This is a genomic window from Mesorhizobium sp. M0185 (assembly GCF_040322175.1).
Classification (GTDB): Bacteria; Pseudomonadota; Alphaproteobacteria; order Rhizobiales; family Rhizobiaceae; genus Mesorhizobium.
The window spans coordinates 51561-76797 of the sequence record NZ_JAMYSY010000002.1; the positions used below are offsets into that span (position 1 = coordinate 51561).

At 63.8% G+C, this 25237-nt stretch carries 20 protein-coding genes; 11 read left to right on the top strand and 9 right to left on the bottom strand.

The genetic code is table 11. The annotated features are described in order from the left end of the window. Nucleotides 1-254: 254 nt before the first annotated feature. Both NKJ20_RS02020 and NKJ20_RS02025 read right to left on the bottom strand, forming a co-directional pair. Nucleotides 255-518, bottom strand: a complete 264-nt coding sequence (locus tag NKJ20_RS02020; RefSeq protein WP_352452117.1) for a hypothetical protein — start codon at nt 516-518, stop codon at nt 255-257. A gap of 156 nt (nt 519-674) precedes the next feature. After that, nucleotides 675-3164 carry a mechanosensitive ion channel family protein gene (locus NKJ20_RS02025; RefSeq protein WP_352742296.1) on the bottom strand — a complete coding sequence of 830 codons (2490 nt, stop codon included), beginning with the start codon at nt 3162-3164 and terminating at the stop codon, nt 675-677. A 250-nt stretch (nt 3165-3414) separates the two neighbouring features. Here NKJ20_RS02025 and NKJ20_RS02030 point away from each other — a divergent pair, with 250 nt between their 5' ends. Genes NKJ20_RS02030 through NKJ20_RS02045 form a run of 4 tightly spaced genes read left to right on the top strand, consistent with a single transcriptional unit; the run spans nt 3415 to nt 8555 of the window. Beyond that, nucleotides 3415-4674 carry a sarcosine oxidase subunit beta gene (locus NKJ20_RS02030; protein WP_352742513.1) on the top strand — a complete coding sequence of 420 codons (1260 nt, stop codon included), beginning with the start codon at nt 3415-3417 and terminating at the stop codon, nt 4672-4674. A gap of 11 nt (nt 4675-4685) precedes the next feature. Continuing rightward, on the top strand, nt 4686-4982 hold the full coding sequence (locus tag NKJ20_RS02035) for a sarcosine oxidase subunit delta (RefSeq protein ID WP_352742298.1): 297 nt from the start codon (nt 4686-4688) through the stop codon (nt 4980-4982). Further along, nucleotides 4979-7975: a sarcosine oxidase subunit alpha gene (locus tag NKJ20_RS02040; protein ID WP_352742299.1), complete on the top strand. Its 2997-nt coding sequence runs from the start codon at nt 4979-4981 to the stop codon at nt 7973-7975. The genes NKJ20_RS02035 and NKJ20_RS02040 overlap by 4 nt, the downstream gene beginning before the upstream one ends. Further along, nucleotides 7968-8555 carry a sarcosine oxidase subunit gamma gene (locus NKJ20_RS02045; RefSeq protein ID WP_023676538.1) on the top strand — a complete coding sequence of 196 codons (588 nt, stop codon included), beginning with the start codon at nt 7968-7970 and terminating at the stop codon, nt 8553-8555. Before NKJ20_RS02040 ends, NKJ20_RS02045 begins: the two co-directional genes overlap by 8 nt. Before the next feature lie 19 nt (nt 8556-8574). Here NKJ20_RS02045 and NKJ20_RS02050 read toward each other — a convergent pair whose 3' ends face one another. Next, complete coding sequence (locus tag NKJ20_RS02050) at nt 8575-9273, bottom strand: nitroreductase (RefSeq protein ID WP_352452121.1); 699 nt, start codon at nt 9271-9273, stop codon at nt 8575-8577. 256 nt (nt 9274-9529) lie between these two features. Here NKJ20_RS02050 and NKJ20_RS02055 point away from each other — a divergent pair, with 256 nt between their 5' ends. The 5 genes from NKJ20_RS02055 to NKJ20_RS02075 all read left to right on the top strand — a co-directional run bounded on the left by NKJ20_RS02055 (nt 9530) and on the right by NKJ20_RS02075 (nt 17201). Then, nucleotides 9530-10123: a helix-turn-helix domain-containing protein gene (locus NKJ20_RS02055; protein ID WP_352742300.1), complete on the top strand. Its 594-nt coding sequence runs from the start codon at nt 9530-9532 to the stop codon at nt 10121-10123. Nucleotides 10124-10199: 76 nt separating this feature from the next. Next, nucleotides 10200-12653: a GcvT family protein gene (locus tag NKJ20_RS02060; RefSeq protein WP_352742301.1), complete on the top strand. Its 2454-nt coding sequence runs from the start codon at nt 10200-10202 to the stop codon at nt 12651-12653. Beyond that, the gene (locus NKJ20_RS02065) at nt 12650-13549 is read left to right on the top strand and encodes a homocysteine S-methyltransferase family protein (protein WP_352452124.1); all 900 of its coding nucleotides are present in this window, start codon (nt 12650-12652) and stop codon (nt 13547-13549) included. Before NKJ20_RS02060 ends, NKJ20_RS02065 begins: the two co-directional genes overlap by 4 nt. Next, entirely contained in the window at nt 13549-14730 is a 1182-nt protein-coding gene (locus NKJ20_RS02070) for a pyridoxal phosphate-dependent aminotransferase (protein WP_352742304.1), read from the top strand. The genes NKJ20_RS02065 and NKJ20_RS02070 overlap by 1 nt, the downstream gene beginning before the upstream one ends. Continuing rightward, complete coding sequence (locus NKJ20_RS02075; protein ID WP_352742306.1) at nt 14727-17201, top strand: GcvT family protein; 2475 nt, start codon at nt 14727-14729, stop codon at nt 17199-17201. The genes NKJ20_RS02070 and NKJ20_RS02075 overlap by 4 nt, the downstream gene beginning before the upstream one ends. Nucleotides 17202-17417: 216 nt before the next feature. Here NKJ20_RS02075 and NKJ20_RS02080 read toward each other — a convergent pair whose 3' ends face one another. The 6 genes from NKJ20_RS02080 to NKJ20_RS02105 all read right to left on the bottom strand — a co-directional run bounded on the left by NKJ20_RS02080 (nt 17418) and on the right by NKJ20_RS02105 (nt 23608). Further along, entirely contained in the window at nt 17418-17999 is a 582-nt protein-coding gene (locus NKJ20_RS02080; RefSeq protein ID WP_352742308.1) for an NAD(P)H-dependent oxidoreductase, read from the bottom strand. Between the two features lie 225 nt (nt 18000-18224). Further along, nucleotides 18225-19625, bottom strand: coding sequence for an FAD-binding oxidoreductase (locus NKJ20_RS02085; RefSeq protein WP_502894970.1), 1401 nt, complete (start codon nt 19623-19625; stop codon nt 18225-18227). Continuing rightward, entirely contained in the window at nt 19622-20920 is a 1299-nt protein-coding gene (locus NKJ20_RS02090) for a cytosine deaminase (protein WP_352742517.1), read from the bottom strand. Before NKJ20_RS02090 ends, NKJ20_RS02085 begins: the two co-directional genes overlap by 4 nt. Before the next feature lie 17 nt (nt 20921-20937). Beyond that, complete coding sequence (locus NKJ20_RS02095) at nt 20938-21789, bottom strand: ABC transporter permease (protein ID WP_352742310.1); 852 nt, start codon at nt 21787-21789, stop codon at nt 20938-20940. After that, on the bottom strand, nt 21776-22600 hold the full coding sequence (locus NKJ20_RS02100; RefSeq protein ID WP_352742312.1) for an ABC transporter ATP-binding protein: 825 nt from the start codon (nt 22598-22600) through the stop codon (nt 21776-21778). The genes NKJ20_RS02095 and NKJ20_RS02100 overlap by 14 nt, the downstream gene beginning before the upstream one ends. 3 nt (nt 22601-22603) lie before the next feature. Continuing rightward, the gene (locus tag NKJ20_RS02105) at nt 22604-23608 is read right to left on the bottom strand and encodes an ABC transporter substrate-binding protein (RefSeq protein WP_352742313.1); all 1005 of its coding nucleotides are present in this window, start codon (nt 23606-23608) and stop codon (nt 22604-22606) included. A 379-nt stretch (nt 23609-23987) separates the two neighbouring features. Here NKJ20_RS02105 and NKJ20_RS02110 point away from each other — a divergent pair, with 379 nt between their 5' ends. After that, nucleotides 23988-24371 (top strand): RidA family protein, encoded by a 384-nt coding sequence (locus tag NKJ20_RS02110; RefSeq protein ID WP_352742314.1) that lies wholly within the window; start codon nt 23988-23990, stop codon nt 24369-24371. Nucleotides 24372-24427: 56 nt separating this feature from the next. Further along, on the top strand, nt 24428-25231 hold the full coding sequence (locus NKJ20_RS02115) for a creatininase family protein (RefSeq protein ID WP_352742315.1): 804 nt from the start codon (nt 24428-24430) through the stop codon (nt 25229-25231). Nucleotides 25232-25237: the final 6 nt, after the last annotated feature.

The following is a 25237-nucleotide window of genomic DNA, read 5'->3' on the forward strand; positions in this document are numbered from 1 at the left end:
AAGATGCTATGCGAGCAGACTATAGGGCGGCGCGGCGCCGCGCTTGCAGCCTGTTTGCGACATCGCCAAAAAAGCCCGCGCCACCAGCCCGTCGAATGCAGTTAGACCTAAGCCTTCGCCCTGCTCGGTACGAAGGCACTGCTAGAGCCCGTCCTGCGCAGCTTCGAAGAAAAATGCATACCTTCATCGCCGATTACCGGAAGCAAATAAAAGGCCGGGCGTTTGCCCGGCCTTCAAAAATCATGGCGTCGACTTTACTTGATGCGCGCGACGCCGCCCGAGATCTCGATCGTCTCCGAACCGGTCAGCGCCTCGAGGTCGCCATTCGGCAAGGTAACAAAACAGCCGCTCGGGCAAAATTCCACGGTTTCGCCAGCGGCCAGCGCCAGCTCGGTCTTGCCGCCGCCTTCCGTCACGATCAGCGTGCGGGTCTCGGCGTCCTTGTTGACCGCGCTGGCGGCATGGGCCGAACCGCCCACGGCCAGAAAAGCGACGGCGGCGACGAGAGACTTCCACATTTTGCAGTATCGGTGTTGCCACCGCCTCTGTTGCATTTCGCAAGGCATTCTCGCCGTTTGCAGGTGAGCTTATATGTAATGCAAGCTGAACGGCAACTGAATGCCGCATTCATGCCGCAATTGGTTTCCGAAGGCTTGAAGGCAAGCTCCAAACAGCTAGTCAGGATCGGGCTTCCGTACCTTGCGTCCCGACTTGGCGAGACGTTTCGCCTCGACCGCCGCTAGGGCTTTTGCTTGTTCCCGCTCGGCGAATTCGACTTCGATCTTGTCGTCGTCGATCGGCCACGCCTCGTGCTTTTTGGTCTCGACGACGGCGCGCGGTGTCGACGGAATTTCGATATGCTGGTCGGCGAACACATCGAAGATGGCAAAGCGGATGTCGTTCTGGACGATATTGCCACTAAGAACGTCTGCCAGGAATACGCGGATCTCGAATTCGAGCGCGGCCGGGCCGAAATTGGAAAACAGCACAAAGGGTTCCGGGTTCTTCAGCACCAGCGGATGGCTGCGTGCGATCTCCAACAGGACGCCATGCACGTGCTTGACGTCGCTGCCATAGGCAACGCCGACCTTGATGTCGACGCGGCCGAGCTTGTTGCGGTGCGTCCAGTTGCCGACCGCATTGTTGATCAGGTTTGAATTGGGCAGGATCACCGATTGCCGTTGGAACGTCTCGATCTCGGTGGCGCGCACGCTGATCTTCTTGACCGTGCCGCTGATGTCGCCGGCGACGATCCAGTCGCCGACCTTGAACGGCCGCTCGGCCAACAGGATCAGGCCCGACACGAAATTCGAGACGACATTCTGCAAGCCGAAACCGATGCCGAGGGACAAGGCGCCGGCGACCAGCGCGAGATTGGAGAGGTCGATACCGGCCGCCGAGATGCCGACCAGTGCCGCGACCGCGACGCCGGCATAGCCGACCGCCAGCCGGATCGAATTGCGCACACCGGTGTCGACCCGGCCGCGCGCCATCACCGAACCGTCGAGCCAGCCCTGGAACCAGCGCGTCAGGAAATAGCCGATGATGAAGACGGCGACGCCGGTGAGGATGCCGGTGACCGAGATCGTCACCGAGCCTATGGTGAGGCCCGTCGCCAGCTTGTAGGCCCAGGCCTGGATGTCGCCGGGCTGGAAGCCCCACATCAACAGGATCAGCGGCAGGAACACCAGCACGATCATGATGTTTATGGCGGCGCTGACGACAAGCCCGAGCTGGTCGAGCGCGGTCTCTTCGTAGCTTGAATTGGCCGCTAGCCAGCGCCCGATCGAAGTGTTGGCGAAGCCACCTTCCATGCCGATCGCCCGCGCCGACAGGAAGCCGATATAGGCGGTCACCAGGATAGTGCCGGTAACCACGACCTGCACCGAGACGAAAATAGCAAGGCCGATAAAGCCGAGCAGCGCCGACGCTATGGTGAATAGCCCTAGCGCGACGGCGGTGTAGCGCAGCCATTGCGGCCACGGGCGCCAGCTCCCGTCGGCAGCCTTGAACGGCTTCAGCAGCCCCATCAGGATCAGGATGACGCCGACGCTGATGGTGGCGACAAAGCTTCTGGCGATGGTCAGCGATAGCGGCGAGCCCATCTTGTCGTTGACGACCGACAGGAAATAATTGATGCCGATGGCGACGGCCATGGCAGTCGTCAGCCGCACCAGCCAGCGCGCCGGGCCGGTTTCGACAGGGATCAGACGCCAGTTCGGCAACCGCGGTTCCAGCGCCGCATTGGTCAGCCGGTTGACGCAGAACACCACCGCGATAACGGCAACCAGCGAATTCAGGAAGATGCCGATGTCGCCGCGCAAGACATTGTAATAATTGAAGAAGAAGACCGTCGAGATAAGGAAGGCGCCAACCGCCAGCGACGGCAGCAATGTCGACCAGAACGCCACCGACAGGCGGCTGAGATAGGATGGATCCTCGACGGAAGGATCGGCTTCGAAGACGCGGCCGAACAGGCGCCGCCCGCCGACAAAAAGCACGGCGGCCAGCGCAAGCGCCATCAACGTCGCGGCAAGAATTGCCTGGAACTTGAACTTGAAGGCGAAGCTCAGCCAGGACGACACCGCTTTGTAGAAACTGGTAAATTCGTCGTTGGCATCGGAGATGACCTCCGGGCTCAATGCATCGGACAGCACGTAGCGCTTGGTGAGCTGATTGCGGAACAGCTCGCTGCGCATGTTGCCGATCTTCTCGATCAGCCCGCTGATGCGGATCGACAGGTTCTGCGCGCTGGCAATGACGGCGTTAATCTCGGCTTTTTCGGAAGCCAGCGCCTGGCGTTCACCGGTCACGATGTCGGGCTCGGCCGGCTGGCCCGCGGCCGGCGGAGGTCCCAGCGTCTCGATCCGATCGTTGATATCGCCGAGACGCGAGCGGAACGCCAGCGCGCTGGTGAGCGCCGCCCGCGACAGATCCTCCAATTGCAGGCGGATTTCCACCAGTGTGGCATCGTCTTGGCCGTCCTGCTGTATCTTCTTCTCGAGATCGTCGGTTTTGGCCGTCAGGCTCTGGATGACCTTCTGCTGGTCTGTGACCAGCCCGGCGGCACCCTGCCCGAGCGCCTGCGCCATCGCGTCGAACGACGGCGGCGCCGAGACAACAAGTGCAGCGATCAGGACCAGGCGGAGTAAACGAAAGAACATGATTTTTCTGGCGACTCGCGGGCGGCAGAGGCAGTTTTGAAGCACGTCCTTGATAAAGACGCTCATATCACGGGGCAAGTCATGCCAGGCGGCTCGTTTTCGAAGTCCGCCAATCGAAGTCGGCCAATCCAGTCGAAGTCGGCCAATCCGGTCGAAGTCGGGGAGTCGAAAAGCGATGGCGCAATCTTGGCTTTGCGTTGGCGGCCTGCTCTATAGTCTGCCGCAAAGCCTGAAATGGATGACAATAAGAATGGCGGAATATTCGGCCTTTTCGCTTCTCAAGAACGCGCTGACTGGAAACAAGGACTGGAAGCCGGCCTGGCGCAAGCCCGACCCGAAGGCGTCCTACGACGTGATCGTCATCGGCGGCGGCGGCCATGGCCTGTCGACCGCTTACTATCTCGCCAAGGAGCACGGCATCACCAATGTCGCGGTGCTGGAGAAGGGCTGGCTCGGTTCCGGCAATGTCGGCCGCAACACCACGGCGGTCCGTTCCAACTATCTCCTGCCGGCCAACACGCGCTTTTACGAGCATTCGATGAAGCTGTGGGAGAACCTGGCCCATGACCTCAACTACAACGTCATGTTCTCGCAGCGCGGCTGCCTGAACCTCGCCCACACACCTGCTCAGCTCGACGACTATGCCCGGCGCGGAAACGCCATGCGCCATCTCGGCGTTGACGCCGAACTGATGACCACGGCCGAAATCGCGCGCCTGGTGCCGGCGCTCGACGTCTCAGCCACCGCGCGTTTCCCGATCGTCGGTGGCCTGATGCAGCGGCGCGCCGGCACCGCCCGCCACGACGCCGTCGCCTGGGGCTATGCGCGCGGCGCAGATCGCCGCGGCGTCGACATCATCGAAAATTGCGAGGTCACCGGCTTCCTGCGCGACGGCGACCGCATCACCGGCGTCACGACAACGCGCGGCGAAATCCGCGCAAAAAAGGTAGCGGTCGCGGTTGCCGGCAGCACCGGGCGGGTCATGCGGCTTGCCGGCATCGAGACGATGCCGATCGAGAGCCATGTGCTGCAGGCCTTCGTCACGGAATCGCTAAAACCGTTCATCGATACGGTCCTGACCTTCGGCATGGGCCATTTCTATATGTCGCAATCGGACAAGGGCGGCCTTGTCTATGGCGGCGATCTCGACGGCTACAACAGCTACGCCCAACGCGGCAGCCTGCCGATCGTCGATGAGGTGATGAGCGAGATGCTGGCGCTGTTCCCTGGGCTGGCCCGTGTCCGCATGCTGCGCTCATGGGGCGGCGTCTGCGACATGTCGATGGACGGCTCGCCAATCATCACCACCGGTCCGCTGCCGGGCATGTATCTCAACTGCGGCTGGTGCTATGGCGGCTTCAAGGCGACGCCGGCTTCCGGCTGGTGCTTTGCCTGGACCATTGTCAAGGACGAGCCGCACGGTCTCAACGCGGCCTTCACGCTCGACCGCTTCTACCGTGGCCTGGTGATCGACGACAAGGGCCAGGGCGCCACGCCCCGGCTGCATTAGGTTAGAGATCCATGCTCATCACCTGCCCCTATTGCGGCCCGCGCGACGTGATCGAATTCACCTATCAGGGCGACGGCAATCGCCAGCGCCCACAGCCCGCCTCGCAGAACCTCGACGCCTGGAACGCCTATGTCTACGACCGGCTGAACCCGGCCGGCGACCACAACGAGATCTGGCAGCATTCCGGCGGCTGCCGCGCCCATCTCAGGGTCGTGCGCAACACGCTGACGCACGAGATCTCCAGCACCGCGTTCGCGCGCGGCGACCACAACTCGGTTGCGCGGCACCGGGCCGAGGACAAGCAATGAGCCCGCGCCGTACAGAGGCCGGGGGCCGCATCGACCGGCTGCGGACCATCCGTTTCACCTTCGACGGCGCGCCTTATACCGGCCATGCCGGCGACACGCTGGCTTCGGCGCTGCTGGCCAACGGCGTCACCCTGTTTGGGCGTTCGTTCAAATATCACCGCCCGCGCGGCGTGCTGACCGCCAGCGTCGAGGAACCGAACGCGCTGGTCACAGTGTTGAGGGGCGAGGTTCGCGAGCCGAACATCCCCGCCACAATGGTCGAGATTTATGACGGGCTGGCCGCAATCAGCCAGAACCGCTTCCCTTCGCTTGCCTGGGACGTCAGTGCCGTGAACCAGCTCGGCGGCAAGCTTTTGTCGGCCGGCTTCTACTACAAGACCTTCATGGGACCCGTGATCGGTCCGCTGAAGGGCACTCGCTTCTGGATGTTCTGTGAGCATTTCATCCGCCGTGCCGCCGGCCTGGGCAAGGCAGGCACGGCTCCCGATACGGCGCGCTACGAACGCATGAACGCGTTTTGCGATGTGCTGGTAGTCGGCTCCGGCCCGGCGGGGCTGATGGCCGCCAGGGCGGCTGCCGATCAGGGTGCACGCGTCATCCTGGCCGAGCTCGAGCCGCATTTCGGCGGCTCGGCCAATTGGTCGGGCGAGACGATCGATGGCATGCCGGCCGCCGACTGGGCAGCGCGCGCCGCTGGCCAGCTCGAAGGCCGTGACAATGTCCGCCTGCTGCCGCGCACCACCGTCTGGGGCTATTATGACGGCAACACGCTTGCCGCGCTCGAACGTGTCACCGACCACAAGGAAACGCCCGGCAAGGGCGAATCGCGCCATCGCTACTGGACGATCCGCGCCAAGTCGGTGGTGCTGACCACCGGATCCCTGGAGCGTCCGCTGGTCTTTCCAGGCAATGATCGGCCAGGCGTAATGCTGGCGCATGCTGCCGAGCGTTATGCCATTGAATATGGCGTGCTGCCCGGCGACAGGATCGGGCTGTTCACCAACAATGACAGCGCCTATCGCGCGGCCCTGGCGCTGAAGCAGGCCGGCGCCGTGGTCGTCGCCATCATCGACGTGCGCCCTGAGCTTTCGAGCGAAATGCGCAAGCTGGCCGGCGAGACCGGGGCCGAGATCCTTTCTGGCCACGCGGTGATCGCCACCGAGGGCGGCAAGGCGCTTTCTGGTTTCAAGGTGCAGCGCTTCGACATGGTCAACGGCGCGCTTTCCGGCGATGCGCGCAGCATCCACGCCGATTGCCTATTGATCTCGGGCGGCTGGTCGCCGACCATTCATCTGGCCAGCCAGGCCGGAGCCAAAGCGGAATGGAACGAAGCATTGCAAGCGTTCCTGCCGCCCAAGCCGACGACACGGCAATGGATCGGCGCCGGCGCCTTCACCGGCAGTTTCTCCACCGCCGAGGCGATCGCCGAAGGTCGCGCCGCCGGTCTTTCCGCTGCGGGCGCAACCGCCACGCCGGCGGCCTTGCCTGCCGTCGAGGCAGCACCTGGCGATCCCGATCCGGCGCCGGTGTTCGAGATCAAGGCCGAAGGAAAAAGCTTCGTCGACTTCCAGCATGACGTGACGGCGGATGACGTGCGGCTGGCGCATCGCGAAGGCTTCGTCTCGATCGAGCATCTGAAGCGCTACACCACGCTCGGCATGGCAACCGACCAGGGCAAGAGCTCCAACATACCCGGCCTGGCCATAATGGCCGAGGCGCTCGGCAAACCGATCCCGCAGGTCGGCACGACGCGCTTTCGCCCGCCCTTTTCGGCGGTGTCGATCGGCTCGCTCGCCGCCGAACGCTTCGGCGATCTGAAGCCCGAGCGGCTGACGCCGATGCATGACTGGCACGTCGCCAATGGCGCCACCATGTATTCCGCCGGCCTGTGGTATCGGCCGATGATCTACGGCCATCCCGGCGAGACGATCGAGCAGGCCTATGTGCGCGAAGCGAGAGCCACGCGCGAGAGCGCCGGCATCGTCGATGTCTCGACATTGGGCAAGATCGCCGTGCAAGGCCCCGACGCGGCGGAATTCCTCGACCGCGTATACACCAACATGTTTTCGACGCTGGCCGTCGGCAAGGCGCGCTACGGGCTGATGCTGCGCGAGGACGGTCTCGCCTTTGACGACGGCACCACGTGGCGCCTCGGCGAGCAGGATTTCCTGATGACCACCACCACCGCCAATGCCGGCAAGGTGATGCAGCATCTGGAATATTTCCTCGACGTGATCTGGCCGGCGCTGAAGGTCCACGTCACCTCGGTGACCGACCAATGGGCCGGTGCCGCCATCGGTGGGCCGAAGGCAAGGCAGATACTGGCTGCTTGCGTCAGCGGCACCGCCGTCGACAATGCCGCCCTGCCCTTCATGGGCATCGTCCACGGCGAAATCGCCGCCGTGCCGGTGATGATCTGCCGGCTGTCCTTCTCCGGCGAAATGGCCTTCGAGGTCTATTCCGGCGCCGGCTACGGCACCCATGTCTGGGAGGCGCTGATCGAAGCCGGCAAGCCGTTCGGGCTGGTGACCTACGGGCTGGAGGCGCTGGGCACCATGCGCATCGAGAAAGGCCACGTCACCGGTGCCGAGATCGACGGCCGTACCACGGCACGCGACCTGCATCTCGACTGGATGCTGTCGAAGAAGAAGCCGTTCATCGGTTCGGCGATGATGGACCGCGAGGGGCTGATCGCGCCCGACCGCCTGGAACTCGTCGGTATTGTTTCGCTCGACAACCAGCCGCTCAATGGCGGCGCACACATCGTCGAGGAGCTTGACGAAGCCAATCCGCACGGCTCGCTTGGCCACATCACCGCCTGCTGCTATTCGCCGGCGCTGGGCAAATATATCGCGCTTGCCCTGGTCAAGGGCGGCAAGGCGCGGCGAGGCTCGCGCGCTTATGTCTCGGACCCGCTGCGCAACCGGTTCGGGCCGGTCGAGATCGTCTCCAACCATTTCTTCGATCCGGACGGGAGCCGCATGCATGGTTGAGCGCCAATCACCACTTGAGCCGGTGCTGCATCCGGGCTCGCATGGCAATTTCGAGCACGGTGTCGAAATCATCCTCTCCGAAACCAGGCCGGGTTCGATCCTGCAGCTCGCCGCCTGGCCCGGCGAGGAGAAGAAGTTGATGGCCGGCATCCATGCGGTCACCGGCCTGGCTTTGCCCGACGGCGCCGGTGGCGGCGTGACGAACGGCGCCAGGTCGGTGTTCGGCTTTGCGCCGGGAAAGTTCACTGTGGTCGATGAAGCCGAGGGATTGGCGCCGGCCTTTGCCAGTGTCGTCACTTCGGCCATCGGTACGGTGACCGACCTTTCGCACGGCCGCACCGCGATCCGTATCGCCGGGCCAAAGGCCGAGTGGGTGCTGGCGAAATTCTTCGCAATCGACTTCGCGCTGCCGGCCTTCCCGATCGGCGCCGGCCGCTCGACCATGCATCACGACATCTTCGCGCAAATCCAGCGCACCGGCGCCGATCAGTTCGACATCTATGTGTTCCGCTCGTTTGCCCGCTCGTTCTGGAAAGCGCTCTGCCATGCGAGCGAGGAAGTCGGCTACGAAGTGCAGTAGAGCCGGACGGCGCTTCACGTCACTCCGCGAACGTCACCCACTCTTCCAGCGGCGCGCGGTCGGTGCGGAAGGCATTTTCGGGCTTGGACGTATCCTCATGGCCGAGCGCCATGCCGCAGACGACGATCTCCTCGTCGGGAATGTTGAGCACCGGCCTGATCTGCCGGTGATAGGGCGCGAAGGCGGCTTGCGGACAGGTGTGCAGGCCCCTGCCCCGCGCGGCGACCATGATGTTTTGCAGGAACATGCCGTAGTCTATCCACGACCCCTTGTTCAGCCGCCGGTCGACGGTGAAGATCATGCCGACCGGGGCGTCGAAGAAGACGAAGTTGCGGTCGTGCTGCGCACGCATCCTGTCGACCTCGCGCCGGCCGATGCCGAGCACGCCGTAGAGGCCGAAGCCGTTGGCCCGCCGTCGCGTCAGATAGGGTTCGAAGAACTGGTCGGGATAGTAGCGGTACTCGTCCCACTCGGCCTTTTCGGCGCGGATGCCCGAGCTGAGGATGGCGTCGGTGATGCGCTGCTTGACCTCGCCCTTGGTCACATAGACTTTCCAGGGTTGCATATTGGTGCCTGAGGGCGCGCGCGCGGCAACGGCGAGAATATCGCGGATGGTCTCGTCGTCGACCATATCGGGCAAGAAGGCGCGTACCGATCGGCGCGAGGTGATCGCGTCATCGACGATCGCCGCCGCAATCCGGGAGTTGTTTTCCAGCATGGCCGTCCCTTTGCGTATGATCCCGAATAGGATCATGCGCCGACTAGAAGTGATGGAGCATCCTTGCGCGTCTTTTTGAACGCCCGATAGCCTACCCGCCTCGACCGGACGCCCCACTCGCCGCTCGTGCGCCGAGCCTTTGCCCGAACCGTCAAAATGGCGCAAGTAAATCTTGTGAGTGCGTGAAAATCCCCTTGATTTTTTCATGAACCCGCCATCAAATGAAATTTGCTGGGAATTTTTCACCGATACAGGGATGGCTTTGCCCTCAACCGCCGCCAGATCGGAACAGGACAGCGGCGAACGGCTGCTGGCCGGCGACATCCGCGCGTTGCGCAAGGCGCGCGGCCTGACGCTTGCTGAAATCGCACTGAAGCTCGGCCGTTCCGTCGGCTGGGTCAGCCAGGTCGAGCGCGGTCTGTCGGTCCCGTCGCTCGGCGATCTCAGGGCCTTCGCCGAATTGTTCGGCGTGCCTGTCAGCCTGTTCTTCAGCCATGACGTGCCTGTCGAGACCGAACGCGGCGTGGTCGTGCGCGCCGGCAGCCGGCGCGTGCTTGGCACAAGCGATTCTGGCCTGGTGGAGGAGCTTCTGTCGCCCGATCTCGGCGGTAGCTTCGAGATGCTCCGTTCGGTCTTCGCCCCGGGTGCCGAGATGAAGACCGAGGCGCGCCGGCCGACCGAGGAAGCCGGCTACGTCGCTTCCGGCAGCTTCGATATCGAGATTGCCGGCGTCTGGCACCGGCTTGGCGAAGGCGACTCCTTCCGCTTCGACGGCAAGCCGTTCCGCTGGCGCAATCCTGGAGCCGAGCCGGCTGTCGTCATCTGGGTGGTTTCGCCGCCTGTCTATTGAACGAATGCATGTCGCCCAAAGTGCGTGGCGGTTTTGGGACAACGACATGCATCAAAACAAATAGTCGGAGAAGAACATGGCCGGTTTGCCGACCACGGCACGCGTTGTGATCATCGGAGGCGGCGCCGTCGGCGCCTCCTCGCTCTACCATCTCGCCAAGGCGGGCTGGACCGACTGCGTGCTTCTGGAGAAGAACGAGCTGACTTCCGGCTCGACCTGGCATGCCGCCGGCAACGTGCCGACTTTCTCCTCGTCATGGTCGCTGATGAACATGCAGCGTTATTCGACCGAGCTCTATCGCCGGTTGGCCGACGAGGTCGGCTATCCCATGAACTACCACGTCACCGGCTCGCTCAGGCTGGCCCATAGCGCGGAGCGCATGCAGGAATTCCAGCGCGCCAAGGGCATGGGCCGCTACCAGGGCATGGATATCGACGTGGTCGGGCTCGACGAGATCAAGCGCCGTTACCCCTTCATCGAGACGCATGAGCTGAAAGGCGCGCTCTACGATCCGAATGATGGCGATATCGACCCCGCGCAGCTGACCCAGGCACTGGCCAAGGGCGCGCGCGACATGGGCGCGAAGATCATCCGCTTCTGTCCGGTCACCGGCGTGAGCCGAGACAATCACGAGTGGGTAGTCGAGACGGCGCAAGGCGAGATCCGCTGCGAGATCGTCGTCAACGCCGCCGGCTACCGCGCCGCCGAAGTCGGCAGGATGTTCGGCCGCGAGGTGCCAATGATGGTGATGAGCCATCAATATATCCTGTTCGAGGAAATCCCCGAACTGGCCGCATGGTCGAAGGAACAGGGCAAGAAGCTGCCGCTGCTGCGCGACGTCGATACGTCCTATTATCTGCGCCAGGAAAAGAACGGCATGAATCTCGGCCCCTATGAGCGCAATTGCCGCGCCCACTGGGTCGGCCACAACGACCCAATGCCCGACGACTTTTCGTTCCAGCTGTTTCCCGACGATCTCGACCGGCTGGAACATTACCTGGCCGATGCTGTCGCCCGCGTGCCGATCCTCGGCACCGCCGGCCTGTCCAAGGTCATCAACGGGCCGATCCCCTATGCGCCGGACGGCAACCCGCTGATCGGCCCGATGCCCGGCGTGCCCAACGCCTTCGAGGCCTGCGTCTTCACCTTCGGCATCGCCCAGAGCGGCGGCGCCGGCAAGGTGCTGGCCGAATGGGTGACCGAGGGCCAGACCGAATGGGACATGTGGTCGTGCGATCCGCGCCGTTTCACCGCCTTTGCCTCGGCCCCGGATTATTGCGTCGCCAAGGGCATGGAGATCTATGGCAACGAATATGCCATCCAGTTCCCGCGCCATGCCTGGCCGGCCGGGCGCGACCGCAAGCTGTCGCCGCTCCACGACCGCATCAAGGCACTCGGCGCCCGGTTCGACGCCTATAATGGCTGGGAACGCGCCACCTGGTATGCGAAGCCAGGCGACGACATCTCCGAACAATCCACGCTGACTTTCCGCCGCGACGGGCCGTGGCAGCATCGTGTGCGCGAGGAATGCCTCGCCGTCCGCGATGCCGCCGGCATTCTGGACCTGCCGGGGTTTTCCCGTTTCAATCTCGACGGTCCGGGTGCCGCCGAATGGCTGAGCCTCCAGGTGACAGGCCTGGTTCCGAAACCCGGCCGCATCGGCCTCGTCTATTTTGCCGACGACAAGGGCCGCATCGTCACCGAAATGTCGGTGGTCCGCCACGACGAGAACCTGATGACGCTGATCACCGCCGCTGTGGCTCAGTGGCATGATTTCGAATGGCTGAAATCGCGCATCCCGAAGGACGCCACATTCAAGCTGGTCGACCGGACGGAGGAATACTCCACCCAGATCCTCGCCGGCCCCAACTCGCGAAAAATCCTCGCCGAACTCTGCACGGCCGACCTCACCCTGCCCTGGCTGACGCATCAGGAAACCAGTATCGCCGGACGTTGGGCAAAGCTGGTGCGCGTGTCCTTCGCGGGCGAGCTCGGCTGGGAAATCCACAGCAGGGTCGACGATACCGCAGCCATCTTCGACGCCGTCTGGGCGGCGGGGAAGAGGCATAGACTAAAACCGTTCGGCATGTACGCGCTGGATTCGCTGCGGCTCGAAAAAGGTTACCGCACCTGGAAGGGTGACCTGTCGACCGACTATTCGATCCTGCGGGGCGGGCTGGAGCGCTTCGTCAGATGGGATAAGCCCGACTTCCGCGGGAAGGCGGCGCTGCAGAACGAGAAGCAGCAGGGCATCAAGAAGCGCTTCGTCACGCTGGTCATCGAAAACCCCGGCGACTGCGATGCGCCCTACATGTCGACGCTGTGGCATGACGGCCGCATTGTCGGCGAGACGACATCCGGCGGCTGGGGTCATCGCATCGACAGGTCGATCGCGCTCGGCATGCTGCGCGCCGACCTCACCGAGCCGGGAACCGCGGTCGAGATCGAGATCTTCGGCGAACGTTTTCGGGCGGTCGTGCAGAAGGATGAGCCGTTATGGGATCCAAAGAACGAGAGGCTCAGAGCATGAAGACTGTCATCCTTACCGATGGCGGCATGGGCCAGGAGCTGGTCCGCCGTAGCAGTTCCGAGCCGACGCCGCTGTGGTCGGCCAGGGTGCTGATCGACGAACCGGATCTGGTGCGCGACCTGCATGCGGAATTCATCCGCGCCGGCGCCCGCGTCATCACCATCAACACCTATTCAGCCACGCCGGAGCGGTTGGCACGCGAAGGCGCGGAAGAGCTGTTCAAGCCGCTGCAGAAGCGCGGCATCGAACTGGCAAGGCAAGCCCGCGACCAGGCCGGCGACGCGGCGATCGCCGGCTGCCTGTCGCCGCTGTTCGGCAGCTATGCGCCGGCGCTGACGATATCCTTCCAGGATACGCTCGACATCTATCGCCGCATCGTTGCCGAGCAGGCGGACGGCGTCGATCTGTTTCTGTGCGAAACCATGGCGTCGGCCGAAGAGGCGCGCGCCGCCGTCACCGCGGCGTCGGAAAGCGGCAAGCCCGTATGGGTGTCGTGGACGCTTGCCGACCACGGCACGCCGCGCCTGCGCAGCGGCGAAGCCATTGCGGCGGCGTCGGGCGCTCTTGCCGGCCTGCCCGTCGCGGCTCGGCTGATCAATTGCTGCCGGCCCGAAGCGATCGCTGCAGCGCTGCCCGAACTGATCGCTCTCGGCGGTCCGGTCGGCGCTTATGCCAACGGCTTCACCTCGATTGAGGCGCTCAAGCATGGCGGTACCGTGGAAGTGCTGCACGCCCGCCACGACCTTGATCCGGATGCCTATGCCGGCCAGGCGGTCGGTTGGGTCGAGGCCGGCGCCGGCATCGTCGGCGGCTGCTGCGAAGTCGGACCGGCCCACATCGCCGCGCTGCGCGACCGGCTCGAGCAGGCCGGTTATGAAATTTCGGGAGCAGCATAATGCCCAGGCCATCATCGCGCATTTCCGGCATCGTGCCTTCAGGCAAGGATGGCTGGGAGGTTCATTCCGCTGCCTGGGCGCGCAAGCAGGCCGGCGAGGACATCATCATGCTGTCGGTCGGCGACCACGATTTCGACACGCCGAGCGAAACGATCGAGGCCTGCGTGACCGCGGTTCGCGCCAGCAATCACCACTACACCCCGCTTGCCGGCGTTCCGCGCCTGCGCAAGGCGATGGCGGCGGCCTCGACCTTGTGTACCGGCGTTGCGACAAATCCCGACCAGGTCATCGCCACGCCGGGCGGGCAGGCCGCGCTTTACGCGGCCATTCAAGCGGTTCTCGACCAGGGCGACCATGCCATCGTCGTCGCGCCCTATTACGCCACCTATCCCAATACCTTCAGTGCGGCGGGCGCCGAGTTCAGCGTCGTCGAGACACCCGCCGAGGATGGTTTTCAGCCGCGCGCCGCCGACATCCGCGCCGCTCTCCGGCCGAACACCCGCGCCATCCTGATCAACACGCCCAACAACCCCACGGGCGCCGTCTATTCGCGAGAGCGCCTGGAAGATCTGGCGCAGATCTGCCGCGAGCATGACCTGTGGCTGCTGTCGGACGAGGTCTACTGGACACTGGGCGGTGGCGAGCACGTCTCGCCGCGCTCGCTGCCCGGCATGGCGGAACGCACGCTGGTCATCAATTCGATGTCGAAGAGCCACGGCATGACCGGCTGGCGCATGGGCTGGCTGACCGGGCCGGAATCAATGGTCTCGCTGTTGACCGACCTCAATCTGGTGATGACCTACGGCCTGCCGGCCTTCATCAGCCTCGCCTGCGCCGAGGCGCTCGAAAATGGCTACGGCGTCAAGGAGATCGCCGAGCGCTACGCCGCGAGGCGCACCGTCGTCCTCGATGCCATGCGCGGTATGAACAACATCACCGTGCGCGGCTCCGAAGGCGGCATGTACGTCATGCTCGACATATCGGCGATCGAGCCGGACGACGAGAAATTCGCCTGGGCTTTCCTCGACCAGGAAAAGGTCGGCGTCATGCCCGGCTCGAGCTTCGGCCAGGCTGCAGCCGGCCACATCCGCTTCAGCCTCTGCCAGCCTGAGCCGGTACTGATGGAGGCTGCCACGCGCCTGCGCCGCTTCGCCTCCAGCTATGGTCGCGAGGCCGCATGAACGCCCCGCCCACCAAAACCATCCCGACCAAGGCCATTGCTCCCAAAGCGAGGGCGGTCATCATCGGTGGCGGCGTCTCCGGCTGCTCGGTCGCCTATCATCTGGCCAAGCTGGGCTGGACCGATATCGTGCTGCTCGAGCGCAAGCAACTGACGTCGGGCACGACATGGCACGCCGCCGGCCTGATCGGACAGTTGCGCGGCTCGCAGAACATGACGCGGCTGGCGAAGTACTCGGCCGACCTCTACGTCAAGCTGGAGGCCGAGACCGATGTCGGCACCGGCATGCGCCAGGTCGGCTCGATCACGGTGGCGCTGACCGAGGAGCGCAAGCACGAGATCTATCGGCAGGCATCTCTCGCCCGCGCCTTCGATGTCGATGTGCGCGAGATTTCGCCTCGTGAAGTCAAGCAGATGTACCCGCATCTCAATGTGTCAGATGTGGTCGGCGCCGTGCACCTGCCGCTCGACGGCCAGTGCGATCCGGCCAATATCGCCATGGCGTTGGCCAAGGGCGCGCGCCAGCGCGGTGCAACGATCGTCGAGAATGTGAAGGTCACCAAGGTCCACACCAAGGCCGGCCGTGTCGCCGGCGTTTCCTGGGCGCAGGGCGACGAGCAGGGCGCGATCGAAGCCGATATCGTCGTCAACTGCGCCGGCATGTGGGCACGCGAACTTGGCGCCCAGAACGGCGTCACCATCCCGCTGCACGCCTGCGAACATTTCTATCTCGTCACCGAGCCGATCGCCGGGCTTTCCCGCTTGCCGGTGCTGCGCGTGCCGGACGAGTGTGCCTACTACAAGGAAGATGCCGGCAAGATGATGCTCGGCGCTTTCGAGCCGGTTGCCAAGCCTTGGGGCATGAACGGCATAAGCGAGGATTTCTGCTTCGACCAGTTGCCGGAGGATATGGACCATTTCGAGCCGATCCTTGAAATGGGCGTCAATCGCATGCCGATGCTGGCCACCGCCGGCATTCACACCTTCTTCAACGGTCCCGAGAGTTTTACCCCCGACGATCGCTACTATCTCGGCGAGGCGCCGGAGCTTTCCGGCTACTGGATGGCGACCGGCTACAATTCGATCGGCATCGTCTCCTCCGGCGGCGCCGGCATGGCGCTGGCGCAATGGATCAATGACGGCGAGGCGCCCTTCGACCTCTGGGAGGTCGACATCCGCCGCGCCCAGCCGTTCCAGAAGAACCGCCGCTATCTCAAAGAGCGCGTCTCCGAAACGCTCGGCCTGCTCTACGCCGATCATTTCCCCTACCGGCAGATGGCGACCTCGCGGAACATAAGGCGCTCGCCGCTGCACGAACATCTCAAGGTGCGCGGCGCCGTGTTCGGCGAGGTCGCCGGCTGGGAGCGCGCCAACTGGTTCGCTAGGCCCGGCCAGGAGCGCGAATACCGCTATTCCTGGAAGCGGCAGAACTGGTTCGACAACCAGCGCGCGGAACATCTTGCGGTCAGGAACGGCGTCGGCCTGTTCGACATGACTTCGTTCGGCAAGATCCGTGTCGAAGGCCGCGATGCCTGCGCCTTCCTGCAAAGGCTCTGCGCCAACGACGTGGACGTGACGCCGGGCAAGATCGTCTACACCCAGATGCTCAACCAGCGCGGCGGCATCGAGAGCGATCTCACCGTCTCGCGATTGTCCGAAACCGCCTTCTTCCTCGTCGTGCCCGGCGCCACGCTGCAACGCGACCTGGCCTGGCTGAGAAAACATCTTGCCGACGAGTTCGTCGTCATCACCGATGTGACGGCGGCCGAAGCCGTGCTTTGCCTGATGGGCCCGGATTCGAGAAAGCTGATCCAAAAGCTGAGCCCGAACGATTTCTCCAACGAGAACAACCCGTTCGGGACGTTTCAGGAGATCGAAATCGGCATGGGGCTGGCCCGCGCCCACCGCGTCACCTATGTCGGCGAGCTCGGTTGGGAGCTTTACGTCTCGACCGATCAGGCCGCCCATGTCTTCGAGGCGATCGCGGAAGCCGGCACCGACGCCGGCCTGAAGCTCTGCGGCCTGCACACGCTGGACTCCTGCCGCATCGAAAAGGCCTTCAGGCATTTTGGCCACGACATCACCGACGAAGACAATGTGCTGGAGGCCGGCCTCGGCTTTGCGGTGAAGACCGCCAAGGGCAACTTCATCGGCCGCGATGCCGTGCTGAGGAAGAAAGAAAGCGGATTGAACCGGCGGCTGGTGCAGTTCCGTCTGAAAGACACGCAACCCTTGCTCTTCCACAATGAGGCGATCCTGCGCGACGGCAAGATCGTCGGCCCGATCACCTCGGGCAATTACGGCCATCATCTCGGCGGCGCAATCGGGCTTGGTTACGTGCCTTGCAAGGGCGAGAGCGAGGCGGACGTGCTGTCGTCGTCCTACGAGATCGAGATCGCCGGCGAGCGCTTTGCGGCGGAGGCGTCGCTTAAGCCGATGTACGATCCGAAGGCGGAACGGGTGCGGATGTAACTCTTTTCCTTCTCCCCTTGTTGTGGGAGAAGGTGGCCGAGCGAAGCTCGGTCGGATGAGGGGTGTTGGAAGGATCGCTACCTCAACGGAATTAGCGTTTAGCGCTCCCGTCCCAATCTTCCCACGCCGCGTTTCTTCCAGCACCCCTCATCCGGCTCGGCGCTACGCGCCGATCCACCTTCTCCCACAAGGGGAGAAGGAAAAGTCCCGCCCGCGTCAGAACGCGTCGATCCTGGCCGCGACTTTCGCCACGAACCTCGTCCGCGTCTCGTCGGTCGACAGGTTCATCGAGTAATGCGCGAGGTAGGAAACCGACCCGCCGGGCTTGATCGTCGCACGCAGCACCCGCTTGACCAGCTTGCGCGGCGGGTCACCCATCAGCATGGCTCGGAACCGGCTGCCGCCATAGGTCGTGACCGCGACCACCTTGCGAATATTGTGCAGCGACGGCTGCACCTTGCCGTCGACCAGCTTGAACGACACGCCGGGCAGGAAGACGCGATCGAAAAAGCCTTTCAGAATGGCCGGATAGCCGAAGTTCCACACCGGAAACGACAGCACCAGCGCCTCGGCCCGCAGAAGGCGCTCGACATAGGCTGACGCCGGATCGCCGTCGCTGCGTTCGTCGTGATAGGACAGCCGTTCGGCCCGCGTCAGCCTGGGATCGAAACCCTCGGCATAGAGATCGCAGTCGTCGACGACATGGCCGGCGGCCTTCAGCCGCTCGATGATCGTCCGGTGCAGATCGGCGTTGAAGCTGGTCTCCACAGGATGAGCATAGAGGACGAGGACGTTCACAGGAGAACATCTCGCAAGTCGGCACCAAGCACCCCCCTCTGCCCTGCCGGGCATCTCCCCCTCAAGTGGGGAGATCGGCTGTCAGTATCGCTTTCGCCAGTTGACGACGTTGGAAGATGGTCGAGACGATGGAACTGCCAATCTCCCCCCTTGAGGGGGAGATGCCAAGTGGTGGCAAAGAGGGCAGGCCAGAGGGGGGTACAGCGCCACACGCCCGTCATCGTCTCAACCCGCCTTCTCCAGTCCCTTGAACAGGAACGACTTGCCCGAGCGATAATCATAGTCCGGGTTCTCCCAGGCGATCATCTTGCCGGGATTGAGCAGCCCTTGCGGGTCGGTCTCGCGCTTGAAAGCCAGTTGCACTTCATCCGTCCGCTTCATGCCGCCTTCTTCCAGCGTGTAGCGGTGCGGGTTGAAGATCCAGCAGCCATTGTCCTCGTGGATGCGGATGATCTCGTCGAGCCGCTCCGCCGTGGTGAAGCGGACCAGCGGCAGCCCTGCGATGCCGATGGCGCCGTCGAAGCGGATGAACTCGAGATGCGCCGGCACCTCGTCGCCGAAGCGGTCGACCATCGCCTTGACGTGGCCGAGGTGGTCCGGCGACGGATAGCGGGTCTGCAGATAGGTGATCGTCGGATCGACCCGGATGGCACGCAGCGTCGTGTGGTTCCAGGTCAGCTCATAGGCCGGCGGCAGCCCTTTGAGATCGGCCTCCTTGTCGGCGCGAAAGACGATCTCGCCCTTGCTGCGCGCCGTGAAGGCGAGGAAGGCATCCATCGCATGCGCCGCGATCATCAAGACGACGATGCTTTGGCCGCGCCGGAAAAACCGCTGGTGGCGCTTGAAGTAATCGTAGGGGATGGGTGCTGCGATCGGCGTGATCAGTTTCGCCAATATGCCGTCCTGAATGGCGAGATCGTTGCCGAAGCCAGCCGCATCCATGAAATCGTCGAAGCCGACGATGACGTCGATCCAGTCATAGCTGGCGGTCAGAGGCATCTCGACTTCGGTGATGATGCCGTTGGTGCCGTAGGCGTGCATCACCTTCAGCACGTCCTCGCCGGTGAGCTCCATGACCCGCGGCTCAGCCTCCATCGTCACGGTTCTCAGCCGGATGACGTTGCCGAGGTCGCGCAGTCCGCCCCAGCGGATCGAGCCGATGCCGCCGGAGCCGCCGGCGACGAAGCCGCCGATCGATGCGGTGTTGTAGGTCGATGGCGACATGCGGAGCTCCTGGCCGGAATGCGCCCGCGTCGCTCTGTCGATGTCGGCGAGCACGGCGCCGGGGCCGGTGACGACACGGCCCGGCGCGATCGTCTTGACCGCGTTCATCTCGGCGAGATTGAGCACGACGCCGCCGGACAGCGGCATCGCCTGCCCGTAATTGCCGGTGCCACTGCCGCGCGGCGTCACCGGGACGCCGTGCCGGTGGCAGGCGGCGAGAATGCGGACGACCTCGTCTTCGGTTTTCGGCGTCACGATCAGGTCGCCGGTGACGTGCTCGAGCTGCTGCTTCAGCACCGGGCTGTACCAGTAGAAGTCGCGGCTCTTCTGCTGGACGATCGCCGGATGGTCGTCGATCTTCAAACCGTCCAGGTCGCGCTTAAGCGCCGCAATATCCATCATTCCACCATCAGATCATCGAGTTCGGCATAATCGGGCAGCTGGCGCTCGATCGCCTGGCCGTCGCGCACCACGATGCGGTCCGATTCTGGTCGCGACAGCAATTCCGTCCAGCTTCGCCCTCTGAAGACGACGAAATCGGCCGGCCCGCCGGCGGCAAGCGTGCCGAAGCCGTCGAGCCGCATCACCTTGGCCGGCGTCGCGGTCACTGCTTGCGGCCAGTCGGCGACGGGGTGGTCGAGATGCAGGATGCGCGTCGCCATGCGGTAGACCTCCAGCATGTCGAGATCGCCATAGGCATAGAACGGGTCGCGCGTGTTGTCGGAAGCGACGGCAACGGCAATGCCGCGCGCCTTCATTTCATGCAGCAGCGTCACCCCGCGCCAGCGTGGCGTGGTGTTGTCGCCGCGCCGGTCCTGCAGATAGAGATTGCACATCGGCAGCGACACCACCGCCAGGCCGGCCTTTGCCACCTTGTCCAGCGTGTCGAGCACCTCGAGGTCGGGCTGGCGCGCCAGCGAGCAGCAATGGCCGACCAGGATTTTTCCCTCAAAGCCGTTCCACAGGGCTGCTTCGGCGATCTTCTTCAGCGAGATCGCCGAGGCATCGTCGGTCTCGTCGGCATGGAAATCGAGGTCGAGGCCATGCTTGATCGCCTGCGCAAACACCTGGTCGAGCAGTTCTTCGAGGTCCGGCATCATGTAGGTGACGACGCCGAGCACGCCCTTGGCACCAGCCACCCGTTTGGCCAGCCTGTCGAACCATTTCCTGTCGCGCACGCCCTCGATGCCGAGCAGGCAGGCCGCCTGCAACTCAATGCGGCCGCGCCATTTCTCGCGCATCGTCTCGAACACCGGCCAGGAGATCTCTTCCTGCGGGGCAACGCTGTCGAGATGCGTGCGCAGCGCCCTGGTGCCGTGCGCATAGGCCGAGCGCAGTGAAAAATCCATGCGGCGGGCGACGTCGTCGGCGCTCCAGCGCGCCGCCCGGTCGGCGCCCGTTGCGTTCAGCGCGCCCATGAAGGTGCCGTCCGGGTTGGGCTTTCGAGGCCAGATGTGGCCCTTGTCGATATGGGTGTGGCAATCGACGAAGCACGGCAGCACGATGCGGCCGCCGAGGTCGGTGGCGTCCGCCGGTGCGTTGGATCGATGCGCCGTAATCCCGGAGATCTTGCCATCGGCGACGGCAATGTCAGCGAGCGCAAATCCGTCGGCGTCAAAGGCAGCCGCAAGCCCCGGCGTCAGCGACGCGTGAAGCCGGACGTTGGAAAGTTGGTAGGAACCAGAAGCCGGTATCAAGGCGGCGCTGCTCACCATCACCGCTCCTGCCTCAGCGCGCTCTCGTGCCAGCGCCGCAAAATGAGATGCGAAATCAGCGACAGCACCAGGAAGATCAGGATGCCGGTGAGCGAGATCAGGATCAGCGCCGCGAACAGCCTTGGTGCGTTGAGCCGGTAGCCGGCCTCGATGATGCGCGAGGCGAGGCCGGACGACTGGCCGGTGGCGCCGGCGACGAACTCGGCCACCACCGCGCCGATCAACGACAGCCCGCCGGCGATCTTCAGCCCGCCGAGGAAATAGGGCATCGCCGCCGGCAGCCGCAGATAGCGCAGTTGCTGCCAGCGGGTGGCGCCGTTGAGCTTGAACAAATCGCGCAGATTGCGATCGACGGAATTGAGGCCGAGCGTGGTGTTGGAGAGAATCGGGAAGAAGGCGACGATCCAGGCGCAAAGCAGCAGCTTTGTCGTCTGGTTGTCGACATAGATGTTGATCAACGGAAAGATCGCGACGATCGGCGTCACCTGCAGCACAATGGCGAACGGAAAGAACGACATTTCCACCCATTTCGACTGCGCGAACAGCACCGCCAGCCCGACGCCGCCGACCACCGCGAGCAGCAGGCTGAAGAAGGTGATCTTGAGCGTCACCAGCAGCGAGGAGAACAGCAGCCCGGCATCGTCATGCAGCGTCTGCAGCACCACGCTGGGGCGCGGCAGGATATATTTCGGGATGTCGTTCCAGACGCAGATGCGGTCCCACAGCCAGATCGCCAGGATCATGATCGCCAGCGGCAGCAGCCATCTGCCGATGCGCTCGAAGCGCTCCTGGCGGACGCGGCGCGCCTCCTCCGGGTCGAGCGCCAGGACTTGTTGTTCAATGGCCGTCATGATGCGGTCCGGCAGTTGAGTTGATGGCGCCGATCAGCACGTCGGATGCCTGGCGGCAGAGCGCGGCATAATCGAGCGAAGTGCGAAACGCCTCATCGCGCGGATAGGGCGCATCGACGCCAAGCTCCGCGAACACGCGGCCCGGCCGCGCCGCCATGACGACGACGCGGTTGGAGAGGAAAACGCTTTCGAAGACGCTGTGGGTGACGAAGACCACGGTAAAACGCTCATCCTGCCATAGCTCCAGAAGGTCGTTGTTGAGCTTGAAACGGGTGATCTCGTCGAGTGCCGCGAACGGCTCGTCCATCAACAGAATGCGCGGCTTGGTCACCATGGCGCGGGCGATCGAGACGCGCATTTTCATGCCGCCTGACAGTTCGCGCGGCACGGCCTTCTCGAAGCCGGTCAGGTGAACCCGCGCCAGCATCTCCATCACCGCCGGCGCCGCCTTGGCCCGCGACACACCCTTCAGACGCAACGGCAGCCAGACATTGTCGAAGACGTCGGCCCAGGGCAGCAGCGTCGGCTCCTGGAAGACGAAGCCGATATTCGAACGCTCGAGGGCGCCGCTGCCGCGCCAGTCGAGCACGCCCGAGGTCGGCGTCGATAGGCCGGCAATCAGCCGCAGCGCCGTCGATTTGCCGCAGCCCGACGGCCCGAGCAGGCTGAGGAAATCGCCCTCCCGGATCGTCAGCTCGACATTGCTGAGCGCGGTGACGCCGTTGGAAAAAACCTTGCCGACGCCACGCAGCGCCAACAGCGTCGGCCCCGATACGCTTCCTGGCTGTTGCGCCACTTTCTCCAGCTTCACGGCCTACTTCTTCAGGTCGAGCCCGACGCTCTTGTTGACGAAGGCCAGCGTGTAGGCCTTCTTGATGTCGATGCCCGCCGGCGTGACCTTGGCCTTGACCATCTTGTCGTAAAAACTCTGGATGCGCGCATCGGTCATGGCGCCGATGCCGAGCTTTTCGCTGTCGCCGGAATCGACCACGCCGAACTTCTTCAGCTGCTCGATCGAGAAGGCGATCTGCTCATCCGTCATATCCGGATTTTCCTTCTTGATCATCTCGTTGGCGGCCTTGTTGTCGCCGTAGAGATAATTGTACCAGCCTTTGGCCGAGCCATCGACGAAGCACTGGACCACCTCGGGCCGCTTGTCGACCGTCTCCTGCATGGTCTCGACCGTCGTTGCATATGTGTCCCAGCCATAGTCGGCCAGCAGGAACTGGTTCGGCGTGAAACCGCCTTGCTTCTCGACGGCGAATGGCTCCGAGGTGACGTAACCCTGCTGGATCGACTTCTTGTTGGCGATGAACGGCGCCGGATTGAAGGTGTAGGGCGCGCGCTTGGCGGCGTCGAAGCCGAGATCGGTGACCATCCACTGGAAGAAGGTCTGCGCACCTTCGTCGCCAAGGATGTACTGGTCGGCGTTCTTCAGGTCTTCCCATTTGTCCAGCCCCTGGCCGGGATGGGACATGATGACCTGCGGGTCCTTCTGGAAGTCGGCCGCCACGACGCGCATCGGTATGCCTTGCTGCACGGCATCGAAGGCCGACAGCAGATTGCCGCCCATGTAAAAATCGATCTTGCCGGCCAGCAGCAGCGGCCGGCCGCTGACCTGTGGGCCGCCCTGCATGATCGTCACGTCGATGCCGCAGGCGGCATAGGTGCCGTCCACCACGGCCTGATAATAACCCCCATGCTCCGGCTCAGCCAGCCAGTTGGTGCCGAAGGTGACTTTTTCGTTCGCTGCCGCGGCAAGCGTGCCTGCGCCAAGCAGCACGATCACGCCCGCCGAAATCTTGAGTTTTCCGTACATCCACACCACCCTTTGTTCGCTCCGGCGCGTCACGCGCCGGGCTCGACACCATTGTTTCAAGAAGCAAGACACATGCCACCGGCGCGTTGCGCCGGGACCGCCCGCTTGTGCAATGCCCGCCTGAGCAATGGCGGCGCGAAGGCCGGACGGGTCATGCTGTACGAAAGGCATCGTGCCTATTTTTTGATCGCCTGTCCACAATCGCCCTCGTGACATGCACCGCCATCTTGATGCCCGCATCGATCCGGCCTTAGAGCGACGTGCGTCCACTTGGACGCACAAAGTACGCTCTAAAACTTTGAATCTTCGCATCGTGCTTTCCGAAAATCGATCCCGATTTTCGGGCCGATGCGATAGGCTGCCGTGAACGGAGATTGCCATGTTCAAATTTCTCACGACGAAGTCGATCAAGCCGCCCTTCGCCCGCTACAGCCATGGTGTCGAACTGCCGCCCGGCAAGCGGCTGGTGCTGTGTTCGGGCCAGGTCGCAATCACCCCGGACGACCAGATCCCCGAGGAGGCCGGCGCACAGGCCGAGCTCTGTTTCCGGAACATATCGGCGATTCTCGGCGAGGCCGGGCTCGGCCTGTCCGACATCGTCCGCATCAACACCTACGTCACCGACCGCGCCTTCCTGCGGCCCTATATGGAGGTTCGCGACCGGCTGTTCGCCAGCCCGGCGCCGGCCTCGACGCTGATGATCGTGTCCGGTTTTGCCCGGCCGGAATTCAAGGTCGAGATCGAGGTGATTGCGGCGGGATGATCGACAGCCGATCGTTCCCGCGTTAGGTCTGGGCTTGTCGGTTCAAGAGGCATGACATGACCACTGCAAAAAAACGCGTATGGTGGGGTGACTACCGGACCACCGAATACGCGACCGTCGATCCTGAGACGACCATTGCCGTTCTGCCGCTGGCAGCGATCGAACAACACGGGCCGCATCTGCCGGTCTCGACCGACACCTCGATCATGAACGGCATGCTGGAAACGGTGATCGCGCGCCTGCCCGGCGATCTCGACATCCGCATCCTGCCGGTCCAGGCGGTAGGCAAGTCGAACGAGCATTTGCATGCGCCGGGCACCCTCACCCTGCCGGCGACGACCTTGGTCGAGGCGTGGACCGAACTTGGCCTGTCGGTCGCGCGTTCCGGCGTCCGAAAACTGATTGTCGTGAACTCGCATGGCGGCAATGAGGAGATCATGGGCATCGTCACCCGCGAATTGCGCGTGCGGGCAAAGATGCTGGCGGTAAAGACCAGCTGGCAGCGTTTTGGCCGGCCGGCCAGCATGTACACCGAGCTCGAGGACCGCCACGGCATTCATGGCGGCGACGTCGAGACCTCGCTGATGCTGCACTTCCGGCCCGACCTCGTCGACATGGGGAAGGCCGACAATTTCGTGTCCAAGGTCGCCCGCGCCGAAAAGGAATTTGCGCTGCTGCGCCACACTGGAACACACGCCTTCGCCTGGATCGCCAGCGACCTCAACCCGAATGGCGTGGTCGGCGACGCCAGCATTGCAACCGCCGAAAAAGGCCGGCTCACCGCCGAGCATCAGGCCGACGGTTTCATCGGCCTGCTGAGGGACGTGGGCAAGGCAAAGCTGGCGGATTGGTTGGCGTAGGTGTTT

Bases quoted from the DNA above. Each gene is read 5' to 3' on its own strand.
- NKJ20_RS02095 (WP_352742310.1), bottom strand. From the start codon at position 21,789: ATGACGGCCATTGAACAACAAGTCCTGGCGCTCGACCCGGAGGAGGCG.
- NKJ20_RS02040 (WP_352742299.1), top strand. From the start codon at position 4,979: ATGAGCCCGCGCCGTACAGAGGCCGGGGGCCGCATCGACCGGCTGCGG.
- NKJ20_RS02035 (WP_352742298.1), top strand. From the start codon at position 4,686: ATGCTCATCACCTGCCCCTATTGCGGCCCGCGCGACGTGATCGAATTC.
- NKJ20_RS02105 (WP_352742313.1), bottom strand. From the start codon at position 23,608: ATGTACGGAAAACTCAAGATTTCGGCGGGCGTGATCGTGCTGCTTGGC.
- NKJ20_RS02020 (WP_352452117.1), bottom strand. From the start codon at position 518: ATGTGGAAGTCTCTCGTCGCCGCCGTCGCTTTTCTGGCCGTGGGCGGT.
- NKJ20_RS02060 (WP_352742301.1), top strand. From the start codon at position 10,200: ATGGCCGGTTTGCCGACCACGGCACGCGTTGTGATCATCGGAGGCGGC.
- NKJ20_RS02070 (WP_352742304.1), top strand. From the start codon at position 13,549: ATGCCCAGGCCATCATCGCGCATTTCCGGCATCGTGCCTTCAGGCAAG.
- NKJ20_RS02025 (WP_352742296.1), bottom strand. From the start codon at position 3,164: ATGTTCTTTCGTTTACTCCGCCTGGTCCTGATCGCTGCACTTGTTGTC.
- NKJ20_RS02050 (WP_352452121.1), bottom strand. From the start codon at position 9,273: ATGCTGGAAAACAACTCCCGGATTGCGGCGGCGATCGTCGATGACGCG.
- NKJ20_RS02045 (WP_023676538.1), top strand. From the start codon at position 7,968: ATGGTTGAGCGCCAATCACCACTTGAGCCGGTGCTGCATCCGGGCTCG.
- NKJ20_RS02115 (WP_352742315.1), top strand. From the start codon at position 24,428: ATGACCACTGCAAAAAAACGCGTATGGTGGGGTGACTACCGGACCACC.
- NKJ20_RS02110 (WP_352742314.1), top strand. From the start codon at position 23,988: ATGTTCAAATTTCTCACGACGAAGTCGATCAAGCCGCCCTTCGCCCGC.
- NKJ20_RS02085 (WP_502894970.1), bottom strand. From the start codon at position 19,625: ATGATGGATATTGCGGCGCTTAAGCGCGACCTGGACGGTTTGAAGATC.
- NKJ20_RS02075 (WP_352742306.1), top strand. From the start codon at position 14,727: ATGAACGCCCCGCCCACCAAAACCATCCCGACCAAGGCCATTGCTCCC.
- NKJ20_RS02065 (WP_352452124.1), top strand. From the start codon at position 12,650: ATGAAGACTGTCATCCTTACCGATGGCGGCATGGGCCAGGAGCTGGTC.
- NKJ20_RS02055 (WP_352742300.1), top strand. From the start codon at position 9,530: ATGGCTTTGCCCTCAACCGCCGCCAGATCGGAACAGGACAGCGGCGAA.
- NKJ20_RS02030 (WP_352742513.1), top strand. From the start codon at position 3,415: ATGGCGGAATATTCGGCCTTTTCGCTTCTCAAGAACGCGCTGACTGGA.